This is a genomic window from Stenotrophomonas maltophilia group sp. msm4 (genome assembly GCF_032025605.1).
In the GTDB taxonomy this organism is placed as follows: Bacteria; Pseudomonadota; Gammaproteobacteria; order Xanthomonadales; family Xanthomonadaceae; genus Stenotrophomonas; species Stenotrophomonas sepilia.
Genome location: NZ_JAVSKK010000003.1, coordinates 632,262 through 658,103, shown reverse-complemented (window position 1 = coordinate 658,103; position 25,842 = coordinate 632,262). Strand labels below are relative to the sequence as shown.

At 67.3% G+C, this 25,842-nt stretch carries 22 protein-coding genes; 5 read left to right on the top strand and 17 right to left on the bottom strand.

Annotated elements, in window-relative coordinates; genetic code table 11:
* Window positions 1-51: 51 nt before the first annotated feature.
* Together purH and purD are read left to right on the top strand one after the other, a co-directional pair.
* Window positions 52-1,635 carry a bifunctional phosphoribosylaminoimidazolecarboxamide formyltransferase/IMP cyclohydrolase gene (gene purH, locus ROV93_RS17270; RefSeq protein WP_072167297.1) on the top strand — a complete coding sequence of 528 codons (1,584 nt, stop codon included), beginning with the start codon at window positions 52-54 and terminating at the stop codon, window positions 1,633-1,635.
* Between the two features lie 61 nt (window positions 1,636-1,696).
* Window positions 1,697-2,980 (top strand): phosphoribosylamine--glycine ligase, encoded by a 1,284-nt coding sequence (purD, locus tag ROV93_RS17265; protein WP_072167298.1) that lies wholly within the window; start codon window positions 1,697-1,699, stop codon window positions 2,978-2,980.
* A gap of 134 nt (window positions 2,981-3,114) precedes the next feature.
* Here purD and rpoH read toward each other — a convergent pair whose 3' ends face one another.
* From rpoH to rhlB, 6 genes are all read right to left on the bottom strand, one after another.
* Complete coding sequence (gene rpoH, locus ROV93_RS17260; protein ID WP_005411269.1) at window positions 3,115-3,990, bottom strand: RNA polymerase sigma factor RpoH; 876 nt, start codon at window positions 3,988-3,990, stop codon at window positions 3,115-3,117.
* A gap of 278 nt (window positions 3,991-4,268) precedes the next feature.
* A complete protein-coding gene (gene ung / locus ROV93_RS17255) occupies window positions 4,269-4,982 on the bottom strand; it encodes a uracil-DNA glycosylase (protein ID WP_005419723.1) in 714 nt (237 codons plus the stop codon).
* The gene (locus ROV93_RS17250; RefSeq protein WP_005411271.1) at window positions 4,979-5,821 is read right to left on the bottom strand and encodes a response regulator; all 843 of its coding nucleotides are present in this window, start codon (window positions 5,819-5,821) and stop codon (window positions 4,979-4,981) included. The genes ung and ROV93_RS17250 overlap by 4 nt, the downstream gene beginning before the upstream one ends.
* 7 nt (window positions 5,822-5,828) lie before the next feature.
* Window positions 5,829-6,776, bottom strand: a complete 948-nt coding sequence (gene ftsX, locus ROV93_RS17245; RefSeq protein ID WP_005419726.1) for a permease-like cell division protein FtsX — start codon at window positions 6,774-6,776, stop codon at window positions 5,829-5,831.
* Window positions 6,777-6,779: 3 nt separating this feature from the next.
* Window positions 6,780-7,466 carry a cell division ATP-binding protein FtsE gene (gene ftsE, locus ROV93_RS17240; RefSeq protein WP_005419728.1) on the bottom strand — a complete coding sequence of 229 codons (687 nt, stop codon included), beginning with the start codon at window positions 7,464-7,466 and terminating at the stop codon, window positions 6,780-6,782.
* Window positions 7,467-7,635: 169 nt separating this feature from the next.
* Complete coding sequence (gene rhlB / locus ROV93_RS17235; RefSeq protein ID WP_312540423.1) at window positions 7,636-9,360, bottom strand: ATP-dependent RNA helicase RhlB; 1,725 nt, start codon at window positions 9,358-9,360, stop codon at window positions 7,636-7,638.
* A gap of 509 nt (window positions 9,361-9,869) precedes the next feature.
* On the opposite strand from rhlB, the gene trxA reads away from it, so the two are divergent.
* The 3 genes from trxA (at window position 9,870) to ROV93_RS17220 (ending at window position 13,961) form a co-directional block, all read left to right on the top strand.
* A complete protein-coding gene (gene trxA, locus ROV93_RS17230; RefSeq protein ID WP_005411275.1) occupies window positions 9,870-10,199 on the top strand; it encodes a thioredoxin in 330 nt (109 codons plus the stop codon).
* A gap of 228 nt (window positions 10,200-10,427) precedes the next feature.
* Window positions 10,428-12,176, top strand: a complete 1,749-nt coding sequence (rho, locus tag ROV93_RS17225) for a transcription termination factor Rho (protein ID WP_053498291.1) — start codon at window positions 10,428-10,430, stop codon at window positions 12,174-12,176.
* A gap of 210 nt (window positions 12,177-12,386) precedes the next feature.
* Window positions 12,387-13,961, top strand: coding sequence for a sensor domain-containing diguanylate cyclase (locus ROV93_RS17220; protein ID WP_005419756.1), 1,575 nt, complete (start codon window positions 12,387-12,389; stop codon window positions 13,959-13,961).
* A gap of 39 nt (window positions 13,962-14,000) precedes the next feature.
* Here the strand turns inward: ROV93_RS17220 and ROV93_RS17215 are convergent, their stop codons facing one another.
* From ROV93_RS17215 to ROV93_RS17165, 11 genes are all read right to left on the bottom strand, one after another.
* Window positions 14,001-14,903, bottom strand: coding sequence for a TonB-dependent receptor (locus ROV93_RS17215; RefSeq protein WP_072169177.1), 903 nt, complete (start codon window positions 14,901-14,903; stop codon window positions 14,001-14,003).
* Between the two features lie 80 nt (window positions 14,904-14,983).
* Window positions 14,984-16,714, bottom strand: coding sequence for a bifunctional isocitrate dehydrogenase kinase/phosphatase (gene aceK / locus ROV93_RS17210; RefSeq protein ID WP_072169178.1), 1,731 nt, complete (start codon window positions 16,712-16,714; stop codon window positions 14,984-14,986).
* A 146-nt stretch (window positions 16,715-16,860) separates the two neighbouring features.
* The gene (locus ROV93_RS17205) at window positions 16,861-17,220 is read right to left on the bottom strand and encodes a hypothetical protein (RefSeq protein ID WP_005419760.1); all 360 of its coding nucleotides are present in this window, start codon (window positions 17,218-17,220) and stop codon (window positions 16,861-16,863) included.
* 53 nt (window positions 17,221-17,273) lie between these two features.
* Window positions 17,274-17,690: a roadblock/LC7 domain-containing protein gene (locus ROV93_RS17200; protein ID WP_061478181.1), complete on the bottom strand. Its 417-nt coding sequence runs from the start codon at window positions 17,688-17,690 to the stop codon at window positions 17,274-17,276.
* The gene (locus tag ROV93_RS17195) at window positions 17,683-18,231 is read right to left on the bottom strand and encodes an ATP/GTP-binding protein (RefSeq protein WP_072169179.1); all 549 of its coding nucleotides are present in this window, start codon (window positions 18,229-18,231) and stop codon (window positions 17,683-17,685) included. Before ROV93_RS17195 ends, ROV93_RS17200 begins: the two co-directional genes overlap by 8 nt.
* The gene (locus ROV93_RS17190) at window positions 18,224-19,189 is read right to left on the bottom strand and encodes a hypothetical protein (protein WP_072169180.1); all 966 of its coding nucleotides are present in this window, start codon (window positions 19,187-19,189) and stop codon (window positions 18,224-18,226) included. Before ROV93_RS17190 ends, ROV93_RS17195 begins: the two co-directional genes overlap by 8 nt.
* A 315-nt stretch (window positions 19,190-19,504) precedes the next feature.
* On the bottom strand, window positions 19,505-21,727 hold the full coding sequence (locus ROV93_RS17185) for an NADP-dependent isocitrate dehydrogenase (RefSeq protein ID WP_072169181.1): 2,223 nt from the start codon (window positions 21,725-21,727) through the stop codon (window positions 19,505-19,507).
* Window positions 21,728-22,042: 315 nt separating this feature from the next.
* The gene (locus tag ROV93_RS17180; RefSeq protein WP_072169182.1) at window positions 22,043-22,555 is read right to left on the bottom strand and encodes a hypothetical protein; all 513 of its coding nucleotides are present in this window, start codon (window positions 22,553-22,555) and stop codon (window positions 22,043-22,045) included.
* Between the two features lie 43 nt (window positions 22,556-22,598).
* Window positions 22,599-22,892 (bottom strand): LysM peptidoglycan-binding domain-containing protein, encoded by a 294-nt coding sequence (locus ROV93_RS17175; protein WP_049410686.1) that lies wholly within the window; start codon window positions 22,890-22,892, stop codon window positions 22,599-22,601.
* Between the two features lie 188 nt (window positions 22,893-23,080).
* Window positions 23,081-23,899 (bottom strand): NADPH-dependent 7-cyano-7-deazaguanine reductase QueF, encoded by an 819-nt coding sequence (queF, locus tag ROV93_RS17170; protein WP_072169183.1) that lies wholly within the window; start codon window positions 23,897-23,899, stop codon window positions 23,081-23,083.
* A gap of 491 nt (window positions 23,900-24,390) precedes the next feature.
* Window positions 24,391-25,710 carry a M20 family metallopeptidase gene (locus ROV93_RS17165; RefSeq protein WP_072168926.1) on the bottom strand — a complete coding sequence of 440 codons (1,320 nt, stop codon included), beginning with the start codon at window positions 25,708-25,710 and terminating at the stop codon, window positions 24,391-24,393.
* Between the last annotated feature and the right edge of the window lie 132 nt (window positions 25,711-25,842).

Sequence of the window (25,842 nt, the reverse complement as noted above, 5' to 3'; positions counted from 1 at the left end):
CGGCCCCCACCGCCTACAATATCGGCCCCGCTCCGCTGCCGATTCCGTCCCATGACTGCTGATCTGTTGCCCGTCCGCCGGGCCCTCCTCTCCGTTTCCGACAAGACCGGTCTGGTCGAGCTGGCCACTGCGCTGGCGGCACGCGGCGTGGAGCTGCTGTCCACCGGCGGCACCGCCAAGGCGATCCGCGAGGCGGGCCTGGCGGTGAAGGACGTGGCCGAGGTCACCGGTTTCCCGGAAATGATGGACGGCCGGGTCAAGACCCTGCACCCGATGGTGCACGGCGGCCTGCTGGGCCGCTCCGGCCTGGATGACGCGGTGATGGCCGAGCACGGCATCGGCGCCATCGACCTGCTGGTGCTGAACCTGTACCCGTTCGAATCGGTCACCGCCAAGGCCGACTGCACCCTGGCCGACGCGGTCGAGAACATCGACATCGGCGGCCCGGCCATGCTGCGTTCGGCGGCCAAGAACTTCGCCCGCGTGGCAGTGGCCACCGACCCGTCGCAGTACCCCGAGCTGCTGGCCTCGCTGGAGGCCAACAGCGGCCAGCTGACGGCTGCCACCCGCTTCGCGTTCTCGGTGGCCGCGTTCAACCGCGTCGCCCAGTACGATGCGGCGATCAGCAACTACCTGTCGGCGGTCACCGCCACCGACGCCGCCGTGCCGGCCCGTGCCGAATACCCGGCGCAGATGAACTCCACCTTCGTGAAGGTGATGGACCTGCGCTACGGCGAGAACCCGCACCAGAGCGGCGCGTTCTACCGCGACCTGTACCCGGTCCCGGGCACGCTGGCCACCTTCCAGCAGCTGCAGGGCAAGGAGCTGAGCTACAACAACCTGGCCGATGCCGATGCGGCGTGGGAATGCGTGCGCCAGTTCGATGCGCCGGCCTGCGTCATCGTCAAGCACGCCAACCCGTGCGGCGTGGCCGTCGGCGCCGGCAACGGCGATGCCTACGAGCTGGCCTACGCCACCGACCCGACCAGCGCCTTCGGCGGCATCATCGCCTTCAACACGCCGCTGGACGCCGCCACCGCCAAGGTGATCCTGGACCGCCAGTTCGTGGAGGTGCTGATTGCCCCGGACTACGAGCCGGCCGCGCTGGAGTACGCGCAGAAGAAGGCCAACGTACGCGTGCTGCGCATCCCGCATGGCGACGGTCTGAACAACTTCGACAGCAAGCGCGTCGGCTCGGGCCTGCTGCTGCAGTCGTCAGACAACCGCGGCATGACCCGCGACGAGCTGAAGGTGGTCAGCAAGCTGGCGCCGACCGACAAGCAGTTCACCGACCTGCTGTTTGCCTGGAAGGTAGCCAAGTTCGTGAAGTCCAACGCGATCGTCTACGCCAAGGACAACCGCACCATCGGTGTCGGCGCCGGCCAGATGAGCCGCGTGTACTCGGCCCGCATCGCCGGCATCAAGGCCGCCGACGCGAACCTGGTGGTCGAGGGTTCGGTGATGGCCTCCGATGCGTTCTTCCCGTTCCGCGACGGCATCGATGCCGCCGCTGCCGCCGGCATCAAGGCGGTTATCCAGCCGGGCGGTTCGATGCGCGATGCCGAAGTGATCGCCGCCGCCGACGAACATGGCCTGGCCATGGTGTTCACCGGCGTGCGCCACTTCCGCCACTGATCCGCATCACCAAGCCGGGCCCTGCCCGGCTTTTCTTTTCCGTATCCGAGAACCCTGTCCCATGAAGATCCTCGTCATCGGCTCCGGCGGCCGCGAACACGCCCTGGCATGGAAGCTGGCCCAGTCCTCCCGTGTCACCGACGTGATCGTGGCGCCCGGCAACGCCGGTACCGCCAGCGAAGACAAGTGCCGCAACGTGGCGGTGAAGGTGACCGATATCGACGGCCTGCTGGCGCTGGCCCAGGCTGAAGGCGTGGCGTTGACCGTGGTCGGCCCGGAAGTACCGCTGGTGGCCGGTGTGGTCGACCGCTTCCGCGCCGCCGGCCTGCGCATCTTCGGGCCGACCGCCGCCGCCGCGCAGCTGGAAGGCAGCAAGGCCTACGCCAAGGACTTCCTGGCCCGCCACAACATCCCCACCGCGTTCTATGCCGTGCACACCGACGTGGACGCTGCCCTGGCCTACATCCGCGAGAAGGGTGCACCGATCGTGGTCAAGGCCGATGGCCTGGCCGCCGGCAAGGGCGTGATCGTCGCAATGACGTTGGCCGAGGCCGAAGACGCGGTGCGTGACATGCTCTCCGGCAACGCGTTCGGCGATGCCGGCGCCCGCGTGGTGATCGAGGAATTCCTCGATGGCGAGGAAGCCAGCTTCATTTCGATGGTGGACGGCGTGCATGCGCTGCCGATGGCCACCTCGCAGGACCACAAGCGCGTCGGCGACGGCGACACCGGCCCCAACACGGGTGGCATGGGCGCGTACTCGCCAGCGCCGGTAGTGACGCCGGGGGTGCATGCACGCGTGATGCGCGAAGTGGTGAACCCGACCGTGCAGGGCATGATCGCCGACGGCATCCCGTTCACCGGTTTCCTCTACGCCGGCCTGATGATCGATGCCAGCGGCGCGCCGAAGGTAATTGAATTCAACGTGCGCTTCGGCGATCCGGAAACCCAGCCGGTGATGCTGCGCCTGCAGTCCGATCTGGTCGAACTGGTCGAAGCGGCCATCGAGGGCCGCCTGGACCAGGTAGAAGCGCAGTGGGATGCGCGCCCGTCACTGGGCGTGGTGCTGGCCGCGAAGCCCTACCCGGAAGCGCCGATCACCGGTGACGTGATTTCCGGCCTGGGCGACGTGCCGGCCAGCGCCAAGGTGTTCCATGCCGGTACGGCATTGGATGCGCAGGGCCAGGTGGTCAGTGCCGGTGGCCGCGTGCTGTGCGTGGCCGCACTGGGCGACAGCGTGCGCGACGCACAGGCCAATGCCTATGCCGGCGTGGCCAAGGTGACCTGGGCCAACGCGTTCCACCGCACCGACATCGGCTGGCGCGCGATCGCACGCGAGGGCTGAGGCCGCGCCGCGGCCACGCATGGCGTGGCTCTACTGACACTGGGTAGATCCACGCCATGCGTGGATGGGAACGCCACCAAAAAGAAAAGGCCCGGCAATGCCGGGCCTTTTCCTGGCTTCAACGCCATCCCGCCTTACGCGGTGAACAGCGCCTTCATCTTCTTCAGCGCGTTCGCCTCGACCTGGCGGATGCGCTCGGCGGACACGCCGTACTCGTCGGCCAGCTCCTGCAGCGTCACCTTGCTGTCGGCATCCAGCCAGCGACGACGGATGATGTCGCGCGAACGCGCATCCAGTTCGGCCAGGCCTTCGCGCAGCAGCTGCATCTGGTTGTCTTCGCTGTCCTCGCGCTCGTAGGCCATCGACGGGTCTTCGTCATCGGCAACCAGGAACGCAGCCGGCGACGGCGGGGCGTGCTCGTTGTCCTCGTCGGTCGGCGCATCGAAACCGATATCGCGACCGGACAGGCGCGATTCCATTTCCATGACCTCGCGCTCGGACACGTTCAGGTCCTTGGCCACCGCGCTGACTTCCGCCGCGTTCATCCAGCCCAGGCGCGTCTTCGACTTGCGCAGGTTGAAGAACAGCTTGCGCTGCGCCTTGGTGGTGGCGACCTTCACGATGCGCCAGTTCTTCAGGATGAACTCGTGCATTTCGGCACGGATCCAGTGCACGGCGAAGGAGACCAGGCGCACGCCCATGTCCGGGTCGAAGCGCTTGACCGCCTTCATCAGGCCGATGTTGCCTTCCTGGATCAGGTCGCCCAGCGCGAGGCCGTAGCCGTTGTAGCCGCGGGCCACGTGCACCACGAAGCGCAGGTGCGAATGCACCAGCTCGCGGGCGGCGTCCAGATCGTTGCCGTCGCGGAAGCGACGGGCCAGGTCCTGTTCGTCATCGACCGACAGCACCGGGATCTGGTGCACGGCACCGATGTAGGCGTCCAGCGAACCGAGCGCACTGGGAATCGGGAGATTGTTTGCCACAAGGGCAGTAGAGGTGTTCTGGCTCATAGGCACCCATCTTAGCAGTCCGGGATTTGGACTGCTAAAGGAGGAAAAAGTTCCAGCATCCTATTGATGCAACACTGGTCCCAAACAGAGCCCTACCGTAACGCGATTTGATGACAGTGGCGAGCACGCTTTTCGGGATTCACAATCCCTTTGAATTCAGGCAATTACCCGGCAGAAACCTGCCGATTTCAGTCAAGCGGAGCTGAACGGGCCGTTCTGAAGGCCCATTCAGGCCCGGAGACGTTGCCCGGTGTTCAGGCCCGGCAGCCCGCCGGTGCTCAGAGCGCCGAACGCGGCGGCAGCGACCAGTCGATCGGGGCCTGGCCGCGGCGCTGCAGGTACTCGTTGGCCATCGAGAAATGCCGGCAGCCGAGGAAGCCACGATGGGCCGACAGCGGCGACGGGTGCGGCGACTTCAGCACGCGATGGCGACGGGTGTCGATGACCTTGCCCTTCTGCTGCGCATAGGCGCCCCACAGCATGAACACCAGGCCTTCGCGTTCGCGGTTGAGCACGTCCACCACGTGATCGGTGAAGCCCTCCCAGCCACGCCCCTGGTGGGCACCAGCCTTGCCCTCTTCCACCGTCAGCACGGCATTGAGCAGCAGCACCCCACGTTGCGCCCACGGAATCAGGCAGCCGTGGTCCGGGCGCGGGATGCCGAGATCGCTCTCGATCTCCTTGTAGATGTTCAGCAGCGACGGCGGCACCGGCACGCCCGGCGGCACCGAGAAACTCAGGCCATGCGCCTGGCCGCGGCCGTGATACGGGTCCTGCCCGAGGATCACCACCTTCACCTGCTCGAACGGCGTGGCGTCGAACGCGGCGAAGATCTGCGGGCCGGGCGGGAACACCGCCGCGCCACTGGCCTTGCGCTGGCGCAGGAAGCTGGACAGCTCGCGCATCTGCGGCTGCAGCAGGTAATCGCCGACATGCTGCTTCCAGCTCGGTTCCAGCTGGATCGTCGGGGTGTCGGCTACTTCATCCATCATCGGATCAGGGGTCCATCGTTCAATCGGGCCAGGCGCAGCTGGAACAGCACCTTGGTGACCAGCAGCCGCTCTTCGATCGGCTTGAGCACCAGGTCGTTGGCACCGGACTGCAGCAGCCCGGTCTGGTTGTGCGGGTTGCCGTCACCGGTCATCACCAGCACCGGCAGGCGGCGCTTGCCGTAACCGAAGTCCACGCGCACGCGCTGCACCACGTCGCGCCCGCTCAGTTCGCCCTTCAGGGTGACATCGGTCAGCACCAGGTCGATGCGGTGGCGGCTGCGGCCCAGCGACTCGGCAGTGAGCAGGGTGAATGCCTCTTCGGCGCTGACCACGTGCAGTACGTTCAACTGCTGGCGCTCGAGCATGCGCTTGGTGGCCTCGGCCACCACGCGGCTGTCTTCGATATAGAGGATGGTGGCGCCGGGGATGGTCTGCGGCTGCACATAGCCACGGATGAAGGTCGCCAGTGCCTCATGGCCCAGCGCCTTGTCGAAATAGTCGGTGACGTACTCGGTGAAGCGTCGCTGCTCCAGGTGCTGCTGGGCATCGCCGGACACAACGATCACCGGCACATAGGCCTGGCCGGCGGCTTCGCGCACCATCCGCGCCAGCGCCAGGCCGTCGCCATCGCGCAGGGTCAGCGAGGTCGTCACCAGGTCCACCGGGCCCTGCGCCAGCGCCTGCTGCGCATCCTCGATGCTGTCGCAGCCGATCACCTCCACGCCCGGCAGGTCACGCTGCAGGACATCGGCGATCAGTTTGCGGACCAGCTTCGAACCATCGACCACCATCACCCGCGTCGCGGGCCCTTCAAGGTGCTTCAGCGCTTGCGGTTGCATGCCGGTCTCAGGTGTCGGTCGGACGGGTCTGGCGGAGGAAGTGGCCGGTCACCAGCCAGGCGCCCAGCCAGCCCAGCAGCAGCGTGCCGACCAGGACCAGGCCGCCGTGCAGCAGGTCCAGGCCATGCAGCACGAACGGGCTGCCGTAGCTGCGCGAGAGTTCGGCCAGCGGCACGCGCAGGGCGGCACCGGCGGCGCCGATCAGGGCCAGCGCTACCGCGCCGGCGCCCAGCCCGTACCACGCGCCCAGGTACAGGAACGGGCGGCGGATGAAGCCATCGCTCGCGCCGAGCAGCTGCAGCACGCCGATCTCTTCGCGACGGGCCTGGATGTCAAGGCGCACCGTGTTGCCGACCACCAGCGCGGCGCCCACGCCGAGCAGCACCGACAGCACCTGCACCAGACGTGCACCGAACGCCAGCCAGGCGTCCAGGCGCTGGCGCCACAGCGCATCGTGCTGCACCAGATCGGCCTCGGGCAGGCTTTCCAGCGCGCGTGCCAGGCGTGCGTCGTCCTTGCCCTGGCCCGGGGTGATCACCAGCAGCGAGGGCAACGGATTGTCGTTGAGCGCATCGATCGCCTCACCGAGGCCGGCATCACGCAGTTCCTGCAGGCCCTGCTCGGGTGTGCGCACATTCACTTCGGCCACGTCATCGCGGTCGCGCAGCTGGCCGGCCAGGCGAAGCGCACCGGGACCATCGATGTTGCCCTTCAGGAACACGTTGATGTCGCGCGACTGCTGCACGCTGCCGGCGAACTGCTTGAGGTTGTCCAGCGCGATCGACAGCCCCAGCGGCAACGCCAGGGCCAGCGCCATGACCATCACGGTCAGCAGGGTCGCCCACGGCTTGCGGCAGGCGCGGCCCAGGCTGAACACCACGCTGTGCACGTGGTGCTGGAACCAGACGCCCACGCGCGACGGGGCGGCGGCTTCGCTGTTTTCGTTCTTCGCCATCGGTTACTCCGCCAGGTCCTGCGGCGAGATGTCATCCACCAGCCGGCCGTGGTCGAGGATCAATACGCGCTTGCGCATGCGGCGCAGCAGCGGCAGGTCGTGGCTGACCACCAGCACGCTGGTGCCGCGCGAGGGCAGCTCGGCGAACAGGGCCATGATCTCCGCTGCCAGGGTCGGGTCGAGATTGCCGGTCGGCTCATCGGCCACCAGCAGCTTGGGCTCGCCGACGATGGCGCGGGCGATGCCGACGCGCTGCTGCTCGCCGGCCGACAGCTGCGAGGGCAGTGCCTTCTCACGATGGCCCAGGCCCATGCGCTCGAGCACTGAACGCACGCGCTTGTTGATGTCGCCACGGCGGGTACCACGCAGGATCAGCGGCAGCGCCACGTTCTCGGCAATCGAGCGGTCCATCAGCAGGCGGTGGTCCTGGTAGACCGCCCCCACCGCGCGTCGGTGGCGCGGCACGTCGCCGCCGCGCACCTTCAGCAGGTTGCGCTCGTCGAACACCACCGCGCCACGGCTGGGCCGCTCGTCGAGGTGGATCAACTTGAGCAGCGTACTTTTACCCGCACCGGAATGGCCGGTGACGAACAGCATCTCGCCCGGCGCGACCTCGAAGCTGACATCGGTCAGTGCCTCGTGGCCACCGGCGTACTGTTTGCTGACATTGTCGAAGCGCAGGACACTCATGCCCCGATTATGCAGGACCGGCGCGACGGCGTGGAGATGGTGGGGCGATTGGTGGTAGCCGCAGGAGCAGCCGAGCGTAGGCTCGGCTCTACAGGGCGGCATGGGGGCTGTAGAGCCGAGCCCATGCTCGGCTCAGTGCGGACTGAGGACCGCACGCACCATCGGCGGCTTAGTTGCCCGACAGCATCCGGCGGATCTTGCGGCCGATGCGGGTCAGGAACGAATCGCCGGTATCGGCGGCGGTACGCACCGGCTTGGCCACCACCTGCACCGGGGTCACCGGGCTCGCGCCGTTGCCGGCGTTGGCCTGCACGCCCTCGGCACCCTCTACCGGACGGCCATGGCGACGACGACGGCGCTTGCGCGGCTTGTGTTCACCATCCACGGCACCTTCCGGTGCGCCTTCGGCGCGCGGCGGGCGCGGCGGACGCGGGGCCTGGGCAGCGGCGCCTTCAGCACCGGCGACCGGGGCAGCAGCGCCCTGCTCGCCTTCCACGCGCGGCTTGCGCGGGCCGCGCGAACGGCGTTCGCCGCTGCGCTCGCCGTCACGGCCACCACGACCACCACCACTGCCGGAGCGACCGCCACTGCGGCCGCCGCCCCGACGCTCTTCCTCGGCGGCGCGGGCTTCGCGCGCTTCACGGAAGATCTGGCCGACGCTTTCGTTGTCCTCGCCTTCCTCGCCTGCAGCCGGGGCCGGGCGTTCCGGGCGCGGCAGCGGCGTCAGCAGTTCCTTGGTGACCGGCTCGGAGGGAATCTTCTGCTCGATGTAGGCCTCGATGTCCGGCAGGCCCATCGCGTAGCGTTCGCAGGCGAAGCTGATCGCATCACCTTCTTCACCCAGGCGCGCGGTACGGCCGATGCGGTGCACGTAGTCTTCGGCATCGAACGGCAGGTCGTAGTTGTAGACGTACTTGATGCCGTCGATGTGCAGGCCGCGCGCGGCGACGTCGGTGGCCACCAGGATTTCCAGCTGGCCCTTCTGGAAGCGGTTGAGCAGGCTCTCGCGCTTCTTCTGCGGCACGTCGCCGGACAGCACGCCGACGCGATAGCCGGCCTTTTCCAGCGAGCGGGCAACGCGCTCGACGAACACCTTGGTGTTGACGAACACCATGGTCCGCGCGCCTTCGCTGCGCGACAGCAGGCCCAGCAGCAGCGGGATCTTCTCGTCGTCGGCCGGGAAGTAGATGCGCTGGCGCACGCGGGCAGCGGTGATGGTCTCGGCTTCGACCACCAGCTTCTGCGGCTCGTTCATGTGCTCGTAGGCCAGCTCCAGCACGCGATGGCTGAGGGTGGCGCTGAACAGCAGGGTCTGGCGGATGGTGCGTTCCGGCATGCGGCGCAGCAGGAAGCGGATGTCCTTGATGAAGCCCAGATCGAACATGCGGTCGGCTTCGTCCAGCACGCAGATCTCGCAGGCATGCAGCGAAACCACCTTGTGCTGCTTGACGTAGTCGATCAGGCGGCCCGGGGTGGCGATGATCACGTCCACGCCCTGCTGCAGCAGCTCGCGCTGCTTGTCGTAATCCACGCCACCGTAGACCAGCGCGAAACGCAGGCCCAGGTCGGAACCGAACTTCACCGCATCCTTGTGGATCTGGATGGCCAGTTCGCGGGTCGGGGCGAGGATCAGGGCGCGGGGGTCTTCCGGCTTGCGGTCGGCCAGCGCCGGACGGGTCAGCAGGCGGTTCACGACAGCGACCAGGAAGGCCAGGGTCTTGCCGGTACCGGTCTGGGCCTGGCCGGCAACATCACCACCGGGCAGCGCGACCGGCAGGGCCAGCGCCTGGATCGGGGTGCATCGGGTGAATCCGGCTCCTTCAAGGCCGGCCTGCAGGGCCGGGTGCAGCTCGAAGGAGGAGAAGGTCAAATCGGTCAGCGGTTTGTCGCTCATGAGTCCGTCTTGGTATGGCCGCCGGCCCTTGGGGCGGCTGGCACTTCAGCGTCTAGGGGAACCGTCGCAAACTGCGGCCCCTGCGGCGGGTTGGCAGGCCGGGACCCCTCGGTCCGTGCGCCGCACAATGTCCCAGTTTAACGCACTCGGGCAGGCAAACCGGAATGCGACGTCTCATGGCATCCAGAGACGTGACCTTCACCCAGCCACACCGGACTTGAACGGCCTGCACGGAGGCGCTGGTGTCGCCCACTGCCAGCCCCATCTTCAGGAAGACAGTGAAATCCGACACATACCGGCCATCGAAGCGATCACGATACGCTGGGTTCCAGACGGCGCCTGTCCCTGCCCCGCGATAGGGGTACACTGCCGGCCGTGAGCGTCCAGGCATCCCGCCGAACGCACCGCGGCAGTGCGCCGCGAGGCAACGACGAGGGTCGCGCCACCGGGCAAGGCCCAGTTCACCCACCTCCGGCATGGCCGGGTGCAATCCAAGACGAGAAACCAAGATGAGCGACAAGGTTGTACATGTCGGCGACGCCGACTTTGATAGCGCAGTGCTGAATTCCAAGGAACCGGTGCTGGTCGATTTCTGGGCCGAGTGGTGTGGCCCCTGCAAGATGATCGCCCCGGCGCTGGACGAGCTGGCCGATGCCTACCAGGGCCGCGCCAAGATCGCCAAGGTCAACGTTGACCACAACCGTGCGCTGGCCGCGAAGTACCACGTGCGTTCGATTCCGTACCTGGTCGTGTTCAAGGATGGCGAGAAGGTCGGCGAGCAGATCGGTGCGGTGGGCAAGGCCCAGCTGGCCGGCCTGCTGGACAAGGCCTTGGCCTGATCCTGCCGGTCTCCGGCAGCCGCCGCGCGCGGCGGCCGGCGGGCGCACCACGCCCATGATGAATGCTGTTCCCGGCGACCCTTGCATGGCGCCGCAGGCCGATGATAGTGTCGGCATATCCGGCCGCGTTCGCGTGCCGCACCCTCTGGACGCAGTTTCTTCCAGACCCATTCCCAACGTTCGCCGCCCCAGCCGGGCGCTCGCACCGTCAAGCGAGGAATAACGCTCTTGTCCGATAACACTTCCGAAACCGGCAGCGCTGATGCGCCCGCCGAAAAGCGCGTGCGCAAGCCCCGCGTGAGCAAGGCCGCCGCCCCGGCAGCCGCAGAAACCAGCGCCGCTCCGGCGCAGCCGACCCTGCCGCTGGCCGCCGCGCCCGAAGCACCGGCGCCGGCCGCAGCACCTGCGCCGAGCGCGCCCGCCGCCGAGGCCCCTGCCAGCAGTGGCGGTGGCGAGGGTGGCGAGGGCCGCGAATCCGGCCAGCCGCGGCAGCAGAATCACCAGGGGGGTGGCCAGAACCAGGGCCAGAACCCGTACAACCAGAACGGCCAGCAGGGCCAGGGGCAAGGTCAGGGCAACCGCCGCGACCGCTTCCGCAACCGCCGCGACCGTGACCGCAACAACCGCTTCCGCGACGATGGCATGTCCAATGACGGCGGCGAACAGCAGCCGTTCGTGCCGCGCCCGCACGCCAACGTGCCCGAGGGCTTCCCGGTGTACTCGCTGAGCGACCTCAAGCGCATGCCGGCACAGAAGCTGCTGGAAATCGCCGAGCAGCTGCAGATCTCCGAAGGCGTGGCCCGTGCCCGCAAGCAGGACGTGATCTTCGCCCTGCTGAAGGTGCTGACCCGCCACGGTGACGGCGTCGCCGCCGATGGTGTGCTGGAAATCCTGCCGGATGGCTTCGGTTTCCTGCGCGCGGCCGAAGCCAGCTACCTGGCCGGCCCTGACGACACCTACATCTCGCCCAGCCAGATCCGCCGCTTCAACCTGCGCACCGGCGACCACATCTCCGGCCGCATCCGCTTCCCGAAGGACGGCGAGCGCTACTTCGCGCTGAACATCGTCGACACCATCAACGGCGAGCCGATCGAAGCGTCGAAGAACAAGGTGCTGTTCGAGAACCTGACCGCACTGTTCCCGCGCCGCCGCTTCACCCTTGAGCGTGGCAACGGTTCGTCGGAAGACATCACCGGCCGCATCCTCGACCTGATGGCGCCGCAGGGCAAGGGCCAGCGCTCGCTCATCGTGTCGCAGCCCAAGGCCGGCAAGACGATGATGATGCAGCAGGTCGCCACCGCCATCACCACCAACCATCCGGACGTGCACCTGATCGTGCTGCTGATCGACGAGCGCCCGGAAGAAGTGACCGAAATGCAGCGCACCGTGCGCGGCGAGGTCATCAGCTCGACCTTCGACGAGCCGGCCGCGCGCCACGTGCAGGTGGCCGAAATGGTCATCGAGCGCGCCAAGCGCCTGGTCGAGCACAAGAAGGATGTGGTGATCCTGCTCGACTCGATCACCCGCCTGGCCCGCGCCTACAACAACGTGGTGCCGAGCTCGGGCAAGGTGCTGACCGGTGGTGTGGACGCCAACGCCCTGCACCGCCCGAAGCGCTTCTTCGGTGCCGCGCGCAACGTGGAAGAAGGCGGCAGCCTGACCATCATCGCCACCGCGCTGGTCGACACCGGCTCGAAGATGGACGAGGTGATCTACGAAGAGTTCAAGGGCACCGGCAACAGCGAAGTGCACCTGAGCCGTCGTATCGCTGAAAAGCGCGTGTTCCCGGCCATCGACATCAACCGTTCCGGTACCCGCCGCGAAGACCTGCTGATCGAACCGGAACTGCTGCAGAAGATCTGGATCCTGCGCAAGCTGCTGCATCCGATGGATGAAATGGCCGCGATGGAATTCCTGCTCGACAAGATGAAGAACACCAAGTCCAACGACGAGTTCTTCGGTTCGATGAAGCGCTGATCCGCGCCATTGCATCGAAAAGAACCTGCCGCCCGCTGCGGCAGGTTTTTTTTTTGCCTGCAGGGCGACCTGCTTCACTTTGCCGCCGCTGACTTTTGGCGATAATTCGCCCCATACCCTGCCCGGCCCCAAGGGCGTGGCCACCGATTCCCGCTGTCGCCCCTTCCGGAGAACCGGTCGGGTCCAGCCTCCTGCCGGATCCGTCGACGCATGCGAACGCTGTCCCCCCGCCTCAACCTGGGCAAGCTGATCCTCGCCCTGGCCCTGCTCAGCGCCATCATTGCCCTGGCCAATACCCTGCTGGCCAGTTACCGCGTGCAGCGCGACCAGCTGGTCGGCAACACGCTGGAGGCCAACCGCGTCTATGCCACCAAGCTGGCCGAGACCACCCAGAACTTCCTGCTGGCCGCGCAGCAGGAGCTGGCCTACGCCGCCACCCGGCTCGGCCAGAATGATCTCGATCCGGCACAGGCCCAGGATGAAGCCAGCCGGCTGCAGCTGCAGACCAACAGCTTCAACTCCTCGCTGGTGGTCGACGCCGACGGCCTGGTGATCGCCACCTCGCCGCAGACCCTGCAGCTGCAGGGCGAGATCCTGCACAGCGCCGGCAACAACGCCGCACTGGCCGCGCGCCAGCCGATGATCAGCGATCCCTACCAGTCGACCACCGGCAAGCTGCTGGTCTCGCTGTCGCACCCGATCTTCGATCGCCAGGGCCGCTATCGCGGCTACGTCAGCGGCACCCTCTACCTGCGCCAGCGCAGTGCGCTGCACACGCTGCTGGGCAAGCACTACTACCGCGACGGCTCGTACCTGTACGTGGTGGACCGCAATGGCCGCCTGCTGTACCACGCCGATGGCAAGCGGGTCGGCGACTACGTGGTCGGCAACCCGGCGGTGAAGGCAGTCGTGCGCGGTGAACGCGGTGCGCAGCAGGTCCGCAACAACCTGGGCGTATCGATGCTGGCTGGCTATGCACCGGTGCCGGCCACCGGCTGGGGCATCATCGCCCAGCGGCCGACCGAGGCCACGCTGCAGCCATTGTCACGGTTGATGACCGCGGTGATCTGGAATGCGATCCCGCTCGGCCTGCTGTCACTGCTGGTCACCTGGTGGTTCGCCCGTCGCATCTCGATGCCGCTGTGGCAGCTGGCGCGAAACGTGCAGGGTGGCGAGGACACCGGCAACGCGATCAGCCACGTCAGCGGCATCCGCGCCTGGTACTTCGAGGTGGCCCAGCTCAAGCAGGCGGTGCTGCACAGCTTCAACGCGCTGCAGGACCGCATCGGCACGCTCAGCCGCGCCAACCGTACCGATCCGCTGACCGGCCTGCTCAATCGCCGCGGCCTGCAGCAGGCGCTGGATGCGCTGCAGGTGCAGGGCATTCCGTTCGCGATCCTGGCGCTGGACATCGATCGCTTCAAATCGATCAACGACAGCCACGGCCATGACGTCGGTGACGCCGCCATCGTCCATATCGCCGACCAGATGCGCCGCTACTCGCGCGACAGCGACATCCTCTGCCGCGCCGGCGGCGAGGAATTCCTGCTGCTGTTGCCGGGCATCAGCACCGACTCGGCGCGCCAAGCTGGCGAGCGCCTGCGCCAGCACATCGCCGATCACCCGTTCGAGCCGGTCGGCACCATCACCGTGTCACTGGGCGTGGCCCACTTCCCCAGCTTCCATGTCGATGCCGAGCAGGCGCTGCGGCTGGCCGACAAGGCCCTGTACATGGCCAAGGAACAGGGCCGCAACCGGGTGGTGGTCTACCCGTACGCGGACTGAAAAGCGGCCGGCCTGGCCGACCGCTTCACCGCGCCGGGCTCAGCGCTGCGCCAACGGTGTCAGCAGGCGCAGGCCGCGCTGGGTGCCATCGACCATGTACACGCCCCCGGCCGGCAGCAGATCACTGCCCGCCTGTTCGACGGCATCCGGCCTGCGCCACGGTGCGGCCTGGCGCGGGCCGGGGATGTAGGCACGCCAGCGGCCATAGCGCTCCGGCTGGGCATTGCCGTTGCTGCCGGTGTCGCTGTTCAGGGCGAAGTTCACCGGCACGCGCACGGTCCAGAAGTCGCGCGTGCTGTTCTCGCCGGTGGTCGGCGGGATGAAGGTCCACTTGCGCGCGCCGCTGATGCTGGCCTTGGCGAGCAGGTCACGCATCTTGGCCAGGGTCCGCTCCGGCGCGACCACGGTCATGTTCACCTGTTCGGCAATGACGTCGGCCACGGTCCCATCGCGGGCTACCTTGACCAGCAGCAGCACATCACCCTGCCCACCACTGCGGAAGACATCCTCGGGGTAGCGCGGTGGCGGCATGCTCTTCCGGGTCACCGAATCGGTAGCCTTCGGGTCATACTCACTGAAGTCGACACTGGTCATGCTGACTTGGTAGCTGCCGTCCTCCTGCTGCTTGCCACGCAGGCGCACCCGCAGTGGTGCGTGGACCGCCACCGGCTTGCCATCGCGCAGCGTCGGCTCGAACTGCCAGCCACGGATGGTGCCCTCCACGAATGAGGCGATACCCGGTGCGAGCATCGCCTGCTGGTCCAGGACCAGCGCGCTGACCGAACCATCGGCCGCCACGTCGATACTGCCCGACAGCGCCATGCTCATCTCGGCGGTGGCACGCACGGCGCGCGCGTTCTGGGCGACGGCCTCGGCTGGCAGCAGGGGGGCACCGGCGGAGAACGCCAGGGCCAGGGCAAGGAACAGGGGGGAACGCATCATTGCCGGATCCGTGGTGATGAAGTGAGCACCGAGCGTACCGCAGTCCTGACCGGACCGGCACGTGCTTCACGCCACGCCGTTCAGGCCAGGCGATGGGCCGCCGCGTAGGGCGGCGTATCCGGATAGTTCCCCTCGGCGAAGCGCGCCTGCAGGTCCTGCCACCACGCCGGATCGAACAGGTGCCGGTAGTGCTCCCTCACCGCCGCCAGTTCGCTGGCGGGCAGGCCCATGAACGGGCCGAAGCGCTCGGGAAACACGTCGCGTGGACCGACATGGAACCAGGGTTCATCGGCCATGGCTTCCTCCGGCGTACGCGGCTGCGGCCAGGCGCGGAACACGCAGTCGCTGACCAGGCACAGCTCGTCGTAGTCGTAGAACACGGCCCGGCCATGCCGCGATACGCCGAAGTTCTTCGGCAGCATGTCGCCGGGGAAGATGTTGTTGCGCGCCATGTCGGTGATCGCCTGCGCGTAGTCGAGTACCGCTGCGCGCACCGCCTCGCCCCCCTGCTCGCGCAGGTACAGGTTCAATGGACGGAAGCGACGCTGTACGTAGCAAAGTGCGACTTCCACATGGTCGCCATCGACCCGCACGGTCTGCGCGCATTGCTGCAGCAGCTCCTCCAGCAAGGCCGGCGCGAAGCGGTCGCGCGGGAAGCGCAGGTGGCGATACGGCTGCGCATCTAGCAGGCGGCCGACGCGGTCGAGGTTGAACACCAGCGCGTACTTCTCTTCCACCTGCTGCCGCGACATCGCCTTGGGCCACGCGAAGCGGTCGCGGATCAGCTTGAACACCAGCGGATAGCTGGGCAGGGTGAACACTGCCATGACCATGCCAGGTGTGCCTTCGGCGGGCACCAGCCGCTCCTGCGGATGCTCGTTGAAGTGGCGGAAGAAGGTCCGGTAGCGCTCGGTCTTGCCCTGCTTGGCACGGCCCAGAACGGTGTAGATCTCATCGATGGGCTTGCTTGGCAGCAGGCTGCGCAGGAACACCACCGCATCGCCCACCGTGGCGAGGTCGGCCTGGAAATAACTGCGCGACACGCCGAACAGGTGGGCGACGTCGCGGCGCCGGGTGAGCACCGCGTCGGCACGCAAGCCACGCTCATCGTTGACCAGCGCGATCACGCAGGGTGAGAAGCGGTGCTCGCCGAACACGCGGCCCACCAGGTAGGCACGGCGCTCGCGATAGAACACGGTGTCCAGCAGCTCGATGCTGCGCACCGGCGTATCGCCCCAGTGGGCCAGATCATCCTGCAGGCGCACGGCGATGGCCGCCGCGCAGCGCAACTGGTGCGCATACGGAATGTCGAAGCGGTAATCGGCCAACACGCGCTGCAGGGCCTCCACCGGCCGCGTCGGTGAAACCGCGTAGGTATGCCGCGCGACCGGATGGGTGATCGCATCGGACGGCTCGACGTCAAAGGCGATGAACTCCAGCGCCGGATCCACGCCACGGGTGGAGAACAAGCGCCGCGACAGGGTGTTGTAGAACGTCTTGTACAGTTCGGCGTCGATCAGCCCCCGCAGCAATTCGCTGTAGCGTGCATGCACCTGCAGCCACAGTGCGCGCTCCCCGATCGCTTCGCCGGCAAGGCGCCGCAGTGCATCCATCTGTTCGGCAATGCACAGGTCGTACAACGCGATGCGCTCGACTGCATCCCGGCGTGCGCCCGCCCAGTCGCGCTGCTCGAAACGCTGCCGCGCGCGGGCGGTGATCGCCGCAAAGCGGGCGTGGTACTGCTCGAAGCCAGCGTGGATGGCACCAGCGATGCGCGACGCCAGCTCGGCATCGATATCAGGCTCGGACATGCAGGACTCAGCCGGGAGGACCGGCTTCACCATACGCTGGCGTGTGCAATGGCGTCGAGTGCGAAGGTAGTGCCGGCCGCTGGCCGGCAGCACCTGGACCGTCGATGGATCGATGCAGACGCCGGCCAGCGGCCGGCACTACCGGCTCAGATCGCCAGTTCGGCCTCTACGTCCTGCACCTTGCGTCGGGCCAGTGCAAGGTTGGACTTGGTCCGGTCCAGCACGATGTAGAAGAACAGGCCCTTCTTCTTCGCGACCGGTCGCATGATGTGGTACGCCTTGCCCAGCGAGATCAGGATATCCTCGATGCTGTCATTGAGGTTCAACGAGGCAGCGGTCTTCATCTTGGCCCGGATCACTTCGGTGTTGCCGGCGGCGGCCACTTCCATGTCCATGCCGGCACCGGCTTCGCCCAGCAGCATGCCGCTTTCGTAGTCGACCAGCGCCACTGCCTGCGCGCCGTCGATGCCCATCAGTGCGTTCAACGATTCATTCAATCCAGCCACGTCGCACCCCTTGTCGATGTTGGTTCGAGCCCCTCGTTCCCCTGCGGCCGGGCTCACGATCCGCCGAGTTCGGCCAGGATCGCCTGGCCACATTCCCTGCTCTGCCACAGCACCTGCCCGATCACGCTGCGCTGGTCGCAGGCCGCCATCAGCAGCAGCGGCGCACGCCCTTCGGCCTGGATCGCCAGCATCAGCACCTTCCCGCCCATCGCTTCCAGCATCAGCGTCTGCAGATCGCCCAGCACCAGTTCGCGCCCCACCGCTGCGGCCAACGCCAGCATCGCGCTGGTCATCGCCGCCAGCCGTTCGCCGCGCCCGTCGGCACCGGCGCTGACCAGGGCAAAGCCATCGACGCTGGCCAGCACCACCGTGCGCACGCCTTCCACCCGCTGCTGCAGGTCCTGCAGCAGCGGCTGCAGGCGCTCACGCTGGCCCGCGTCGGGCAGTACCGCCATCTGCCCGTCACCCATGCGCAGCCACCAGTGCGTGCGCTTCCATTTCGCTCATCAGTACATCCATCAGCAGCAGTCCCTGTTCGCGGTCACGGGCATCGACGGCCAGCAACGGCAGTGGCTGGTCGTCAAGGCAGGCGTGCGTGGCCCAGTCATCCAGCGCCGCCTGTGGTGCCTGGTCCAGGTGGCTGACGGCCACGACCAGTGCCAGGGATGATGCGAACGGCTGCAGCACCTGCAGGTAGTCCTGCAGCTCGCTGGCAATGCCGGCGCGCCGTGCGTCCAGCAGCAGCACCGCGCCCCGTGCACCCTGCAGCAGGATCGGCCACAGGAAATCGAAACGCTGCTGGCCGGGCGTTCCGTACAGACGCAGGCGTTCTCCGTTGGGCAGGTCGATGTCTGCATAGTCCAGCGCGACGGTGGTGGAGGCCTTGTCGGCACCGAGGCGATCACTGTTGGCCACATCGGTGTCGACTACCGCGCCGGCCGCGATGCTGCGCACCAGCGTCGACTTGCCGCTGCCCATGCCGCCCAGCACCACCACCTTGTGCTCACGCATTGCGCTCACTCCCGCGCAAGTGCCGCCACAGGCGGGCAAGCAGTCCGTTGTCGGTGCGGGTGCCACCGGTCGCCATCATCGGCGTCGCCGGGGCGGCCTGCAGCTGCGCGTAGCCACACAGGTAGGCCGCGTGGATGAAATCGCGAACGGCCGACGCCGGCAGCTCAAGCAGCATCGCGCATTCTTCAACCGTGCACGCGCGCTTGAGCAGCAACGAGCAAAGGCGGAATCCATCGTGGTCGTGTCCCAGTACGCGGAAATCCGGCCAGCGCAGCAGCTTCACCGAAGCGCCGCGCAGGCGTTCGTCCAGTGCCTGCCAGTGGCGGCTGCGTTGCGCCCATTGCCACAACAGCGGCCGCAGCGGCTGGCGTGTTCGCTCACCAGCCAGCGCCTGCAGGCGCATTGGCGTCAGTGCATCCAGCTGCAGGCGTTCGAAAGCATCGGCCAGGCGCTCCACCAGCGCGCTCGCGGGTTCCTGCAACAGCACGGCCTGGTCGTGCTCCAGATCCATCAGCAGCAAAGGCTCGCCCGCATCACTCAACAGTGCCTGGCCATGGCGCAGCGGCAACCGCTCGCGCAGCAGGCGGGTAATGGCGTGTGCGCCATCGGCCAGACGTATCAGCGCGGGTGCGGGCATGGCCAGGGGCTCCGGTGCCAACTGCATGCGACGCAGCGCGCGGCCGATGGCACCGTCGTCGAGAACATCCTGGTGTCCGTCGCCGTCGCGCAGTTGGCCGCCGTTGTCCTCGATCCAGCATTGCAGGCGCGGTCGCTGCTGGCGCATGCGCTGGGCCGCGTTGCGCAGTGCCGGGGTATCGCGGATGACCAGCAGGTCGCAATCGTCCAGGTCCCGGCTGCGGCGGACCTGGCCGTCCGGCAGTGCCGACGCCAGGCGCAGCCGTTGCAGCAGGGCCTGCTCGCCCTGGATATCGGTTCCCACTACCAGCACGCGTGCCATCCGTGTCCCCGGGCGACCACCTCCCCGGTGGTCTCGCGTCGCCAAGGCTAGGATATAGCCGACGAAGACCGTCGTGATCGACTACTCAGATTGAAGGCGGTTGCACGCCCCCTTCTGTCGGTTCTGCGACAGCCATCGCGGGCAAGTTTCATGCCCCGTTGACGGCAGTCCGACAGCTGACGGATGTCACGGTTTCATCGCCTGGGGTCAGATCCCTTTTGCGCGCAAAAGGGATCTGACCCCCCACGGCCCCGGAAAAAGAAAACCCGCGCCGAAGCGCGGGTTTCCATGTTGCAGCAGGCGAACGGCGCAGGATCAGCCGCGCAGCTGCTCCAGCGCGGCGTTGAAGGTCGCGCTCGGGCGCATTGCCTTGCTGGCCTTGGCCAGGTCCGGGCGGTAGTAGCCACCGATGTCCACGGCCTTGCCCTGCACCGCGATCAGCTCGTCGACGATCTTCTGCTCGTTGTCGGTCAGCGCCTTGGCCAGCGGGGCGAAGCGTGCCTTCAGTGCAGCATCCTCGTCCTGCGCGGCCAGGGCCTGCGCCCAGTACAACGCGATGTAGAAGTGGCTGCCACGGTTGTCGATGCCGCCGAGCTTGCGCGACGGCGACTTGTCGTTGTCCAGGAACTGGCCGTTGGCTTCGTCCAGCGCCTTGGCCAGCACGCGGGCGGCGGCGTTGTCATAGCGGTTGCCCAGGTGTTCCAGCGACGCGGCCAGGGCCAGGAACTCACCCAGCGAATCCCAGCGCAGGTAGTCCTCTTCGACGAACTGCTGCACGTGCTTCGGGGCCGAACCACCGGCGCCGGTCTCGAACAGGCCACCACCGGCCATCAGCGGCACGATCGACAGCATCTTGGCGCTGGTGCCCAGCTCCATGATCGGGAACAGGTCGGTCAGGTAGTCGCGCAGCACGTTGCCGGTCACCGAGATGGTGTCCTCGCCCTTGCGGATGCGGTCCAGCGAGAACGCGGTCGCTTCCACCGGCGGCAGGATGCGGATGTCCAGGCCGTTGGTGTCGTGGTCCTTCAGATACTGCTCGACCTTGGCGATGACCTGCGCGTCGTGGGCGCGGGCGGCATCCAGCCAGAACACGGCCGGGGTGCTGCTCAGGCGGGCACGCTCGACGGCCAGCTTGACCCAGTCCTGGATCGGCGCGTCCTTGGTCTGGCACATGCGCCAGATGTCACCGGCTTCCACGGCGTGCTCGAACACCACGGTGCCGGCATCGTCGGTGACCTTGACCACGCCATCGGCAGCGATCTGGAAGGTCTTGTCGTGCGAGCCGTACTCCTCGGCCTTCTGTGCCATCAGGCCGACGTTGGGCACCGAACCCATGGTGGCCGGGTCGAAGGCGCCGTGCGCCTTGCAGTCGTCGATGACGGCCTGGTACACGCCGGCGTAGCAGCGGTCCGGAATGACGGCCTTGGTGTCCTGCAGCTTGCCTTCGGCGTTCCACATCTTGCCGGAGTCGCGGATCATCGCCGGCATCGAGGCGTCGACGATGACGTCGCTCGGCACGTGCAGGTTGGTGATGCCCTTGTCCGAGTTGACCATGGCCACGCCCGGGCGCTGTGCGTACTCGGCAGCCAGGTCGGCTTCGATCGCAGCACGGGTGGCTTCCGGCAGCGACGGCAGGCGCGCAGCCAGGTCACCGATGCCGTTGTTGGCGTCGAAACCGGCCTGCTTGAGTACGTCGGCGTGCTTGGCCAGCACGTCCTTGTAGAACTCATTGACCGCCACGCCGAACATGATCGGGTCGGAGACCTTCATCATGGTCGCCTTCAGGTGCAGCGAGAACAGCACGCCCTGGGCCTTGGCATCGGCGATCTGCTCACCGAGGAACGCGGCCAGTGCCTTGCGGCTCATCACGGCGGCGTCGACGATCTCGCCGGCCTTGACCGCGGTCTTTTCCTTCAGCACGACGGCGCTGCCGTCCTTGCCGTGGAAGGTGATCTTCAGCGAACCGGCGTTGGCCAGGGTGGCCGACTTTTCGCTGCCGTAGAAATCGCCGGCGGCCATGTGCGCGACGTGCGACTTCGAATCGGCCGACCAGGCGCCCATGCGGTGCGGGTGCTTGCGCGCGTAGTTCTTCACCGACAGCGGTGCACGGCGGTCGGAGTTGCCTTCGCGCAGCACCGGGTTCACCGCGCTGCCCTTGACCTTGTCGTAGCGCGCCTTGTAGTCGCGCTGCTGGTCGTCGGCCGGGGTTTCCGGGTAATCCGGCAGCGGGTAGCCCTGGTCCTGCAGTTCCTTGATGGCCGCCTTCAGCTGCGGCACCGAGGCGGAAATGTTCGGCAGCTTGATGATGTTGGCGTCCGGGGTGGTCGCCAGCTGGCCCAGCTCGGCCAGGTCGTCGCTGACCTTCTGCGCGTCGGACAGCAGTTCCGGGAACTGCGACAGGATGCGGCCGGACAGCGAGATGTCACGGGTTTCCACCACGATGCCGGCCGTGGCGGTGTAGGCGTCAACGATCGGCAGCAGCGACTGGGTGGCCAGGAACGGTGCTTCGTCGGTCAGCGTGTAGAGGATCTTGGACATGGGGGACTTGGACTCTGTAGCAATGCTCAGGGGAAGGCCGGCGCCAGCGCCGGGCCACGTGCAACCGTGTCGCGCGCGAGGCGGGGCCCCACGCTTTCCCCCGTCGCCGTCAGGGTGGGCGCGCGGCGGGGAAACCCCTGCATTGTCGCGTTTTCAGTCGCGCGGGGCAAAGCCACGCCATACGCGGCGGTACTGGATGCCGGCAACGCTGTGATCCATCGACGCCTGGATGAAGCCAACCATCGCCCAACAAAAAAGGACGCAGCCTCGCGGCTGCGTCCATCGTGAGCCCTGCCGGGAGAGAGTCGGCTGGACTTACTTGACCTCGAACTCCTGCGGCGTTCCGGCCGCCTTGCCATCGACGGTGACTTCGGCGCGGTACTTGCCGGCCGGCCAGCCCTTTGCGTTCTTGAAGGTGACGTTGGTGGTTTCCGCACCGCTGGTGTTCAGCGTGGCATTCTGTTCGCCGGCCACCTGGCCGTCCTGGTAGGTCAGCTTCGCGCCAACGGCGACGTTGTTGGCAGCACCGTCGGTCTTGACCGAGACGATGATGTCGTCCTTCGGCGCGAACAAAGCCGTCGTCGCAACCGACTTGTCGGCGGCTGCGGTCTTGCCGACCGTGACCGACGAGACGCTGACAGCAGCGGCTTCGGCCATCGGCGGCGGCGCGCCGGTCATCGGGGCCGGTGCTGCCGGTTCGGCCGGAGCAGTCGCTGCCGGAGCGGCGTTGTTGTCGGTCGACTCTTCTTTCTTCTTGCAACCGACCAGGGCGACGCTGCCCAGCAGGGCGGCGATCAGGGCGGTCTGGAGCGGGGTGGTCTTGATCATTCGGGGTTCCTCCCAGGGATTGTTGGACGGCACTCTGGCCGGCTTACTTCGGCGGCAGTTTCAGGGTCTGGCCCGGGAAGATCTTGTCCGGGTCATCAAGCACATCGCGGTTGGCTTCGAAGATCTTCTTCCAGGCATTGGCGTCGCCCAGATGCTGCTTGGCGATCTTCGACAGCGAGTCACCCTTCTGCACGGTATAGGTGCCGCCGCTGACAACGTCTGCGGTGCTGTCCACCGAAGCGCTGACGCCGGAGAAGTCCGCCTTCGGTGCCTGTTCGGCGGTACTGTCGACGCTGCTGCTGACGCCGGAGAAATCGGCTTTCTTCTCGGTACTCATCCACAACTCCCGTCTGCATGACTACGTGATTGGCACGGTGCCATGGCGGTTGTTAAATGGGGATGGTGCAGATGTGAAGCCGCCCCCGGGGCGGCTGAACAATCGGGGGAATGGACGCCCGGTAGTGCCGTCCGCTGGCCGGCGCTCGCCGGGCATGGCCCGGCACAACGGGTATCCGACTGCGGCGGTTACTGCCGCAGCTCGCGGTAGGTCGCAGCCGGGGCGGCGATGCCGGGGCTGGCACGCCAAGGGTTGATGTCCAGGCCACCACGGCGGGTGTAGCGGGCCTCAACCTCGAGCCAGTGCGGCCGGCAGCGCGCGGACACCTCGCTGAAGATCCGCTCAACGCACTGCTCGTGGAACTCCGCATGCTCGCGGTAGCTGACCAGATAGCGCAGCAGGCCCGCGCGATCGATCTTCGGCCCGCGGTAACGCAAGCTGACCGTGGCCCAGTCCGGCTGGCCGGTGACCGGGCAGTTGGACTTCAGCAGCGCCGAGACCAGGGTCTCCTCCACCACCTCGCCCGCATCGGCGGCGAGGAAGTCGGCCTGCGGCGGGCCGTAGCAGTCGATCTCCACGTCCAGCCCGTCGATGGATTCGCCGAGCGGCGTCTCTCGCAGCTCCGGCAGGCCGAACTCGACCTGGACCGGCGCACCAGCGCAGGCCGACAGATCCGCCACGATGCGCGCGCGCAGCGCCTCGGCGCTGTCGATGCGGGTGCTGTTGAGGGAGTTGAGGTACAGCTTGAACGACTTCGATTCGATCAACTGCGGCGAGGTGCACGGCACCAGCACGGTGGCGACGGCCGCCTGCGGCTTGCCGCGCGGATCGAGCCAGCTCAGCTCGAAGGCGTGCCAGCGGTCGTGGCCGACGAACGGCAGCGCTGCGTCATCGAGGCCGATCTCGGCGCGGGCGCCGCTGCGCGGGATGGGAAACAGCAGGCCGGGGTCGTACTGCGACGGGTAACTGACCTCGCGACCGAGGCTGGAATCCTGTGGGGTGTTCATGGTGGGCATTGTATCGCGCGGACGGCGGGCCTTCGGCCGGGCCGGCCAACGGCGGAGCCCCTCCGTGGTGGGGTGTTGGGTCGTCGAAAGCCTGGATTCCCGGGAGTGGGCCGGGCGGATGGGGCTGGCGGGGACGCCGTGAATCCGTCCCTGGAGGTTTAGCCGCGCCATCCATGGCGCGGATACCCCGCCAGCCCCACCCGCCCGGCCCCCCGACACATTTCTGCCGCCGATCCACCACGGGAAAGATCAGAAAATCAAAATCCGATCCTTCGGACATTTTCGATGTCTGCCATCCACGCATGGCGTGGATCTACCGGCAAGCCACGGGATCGGGTCTGGAGGAAAGCCCCCTGAGTCAGGGGGCGGCCGCGAAGCGGCAGGGGTCTGGAAGCTGGTAAGGGGGGCCCACCGTTCGCGCAGCGAACTGTGGGAGCGACAGCGCGCATGCGATGTCGCGTACCCAGGGCTGCAAGCCCTGCCGGCAACCCTCACCCCGCAGGCGAGCCGGCACCGTGCAGGTAATCCAGGCTCACCTGCAGCAACGCCCGCAGTCCCACATCCAGCGCCTTCTCATCCAGCAGGAACTTCGGCGAATGGTTGGCCGGCGCCGTCGCCGGGTCGATGCCCACGCTGGTGGATCCAACGAAGAAGAACATGCCCGGCACTTCCTTCGCGTACAGCGAGAAATCCTCCGCGCCCATCTGCAACGGCGGCTCGTACACGTTGTCCTTGCCCACGACCGCCTGCAGGCTCGGCAGCATCTTCGCGGTCAGCGTCGGGTCGTTCACCGTGGCCGGATTGCCTTCCGATTCGTAGATGTCGGTCACCGCCTTCGCACCGTGCGCGGCGGCGGTGTGTTCGGCCACGTTGCGCAGGTCGGCAAAGATCTGCTGGCGCATGCCTTCGTCGAAGGTGCGGATGGTGCCGACCATCTCCACTTCATCAGGAATGATGTTGTAGCGGATGCCGCCGTTGATCGCGCCGAAGGTCAGCACCGCCGGTTGCTTGGACAGGTTGGCGCGGCGGCTGACGATGGTCTGCGCGGTGCCGACCAGATCAGCGGTGGCGACGATCGGGTCAACACCGTTCCACGGTGCCGAGCCGTGCGTCTGGCGACCGATCACCTTGATCCCGAAGCGATCCGAGGCGGCCATCAATGGGCCGCCGCGCACCGCGATCTGGCCGGCCTGCACGCTGGAGAACACATGCAGGCCGAACACTGCCTCCGGCTTGAAGTCGGCAAACAGCCCTTCCTTCAGCATCAGTGCCGCACCGCCCTCTTCCGGCGGCGGCGCGCCTTCCTCGGCCGGCTGGAAGATCAGCATCACCTGGCCCGGCAGGTCCTTCTTCATTGATACCAGCGCTTCGGCCACGCCGAGCAGGGTGGCGGTATGCGCGTCGTGGCCACAGGCATGCATCACGCCCACGGTCTGCCCGCGGTACTGGTCGGTGGCCTTGGAGGCGAACGGCAGGCCGGTCTGCTCGGTCACCGGCAACGCGTCCATGTCTGCACGCAATGCGATCTTCGGACCCGGCTTGCCGCCTTCGATGATCGCCACCACGCCATGGTGGGCGATGCCGGTCTTCGGCTTCAGGCCCATCGCACGCAGGCGCTTGGCGACCTCGGCCGAGGTGCGCGCCTCGCGGTTGGACAGCTCCGGGTGCTGGTGGAAATCACGGCGCCATTCGACCACCCGGGCCTGCAGCCGCTGCGCGGCGGCGGTCACTTCCGGGCGTTGCCCGTCCTGGGCATGGGCAAGCGCCGGCAGGGCCAGCAGCAGGGCGGACAGCAGCAGCGAACGGCGCATCGCAATCTCCACAGCAAGAGGGTTCCAGCTGAATGTAGGGCAACACCGGCGCCACGGGAACCTCCGGCGCCGCATCCGGTCTTAGCGCCCGTCCCATCCGTCATGCAGGAAACGTGATGTGGCACAGGTATG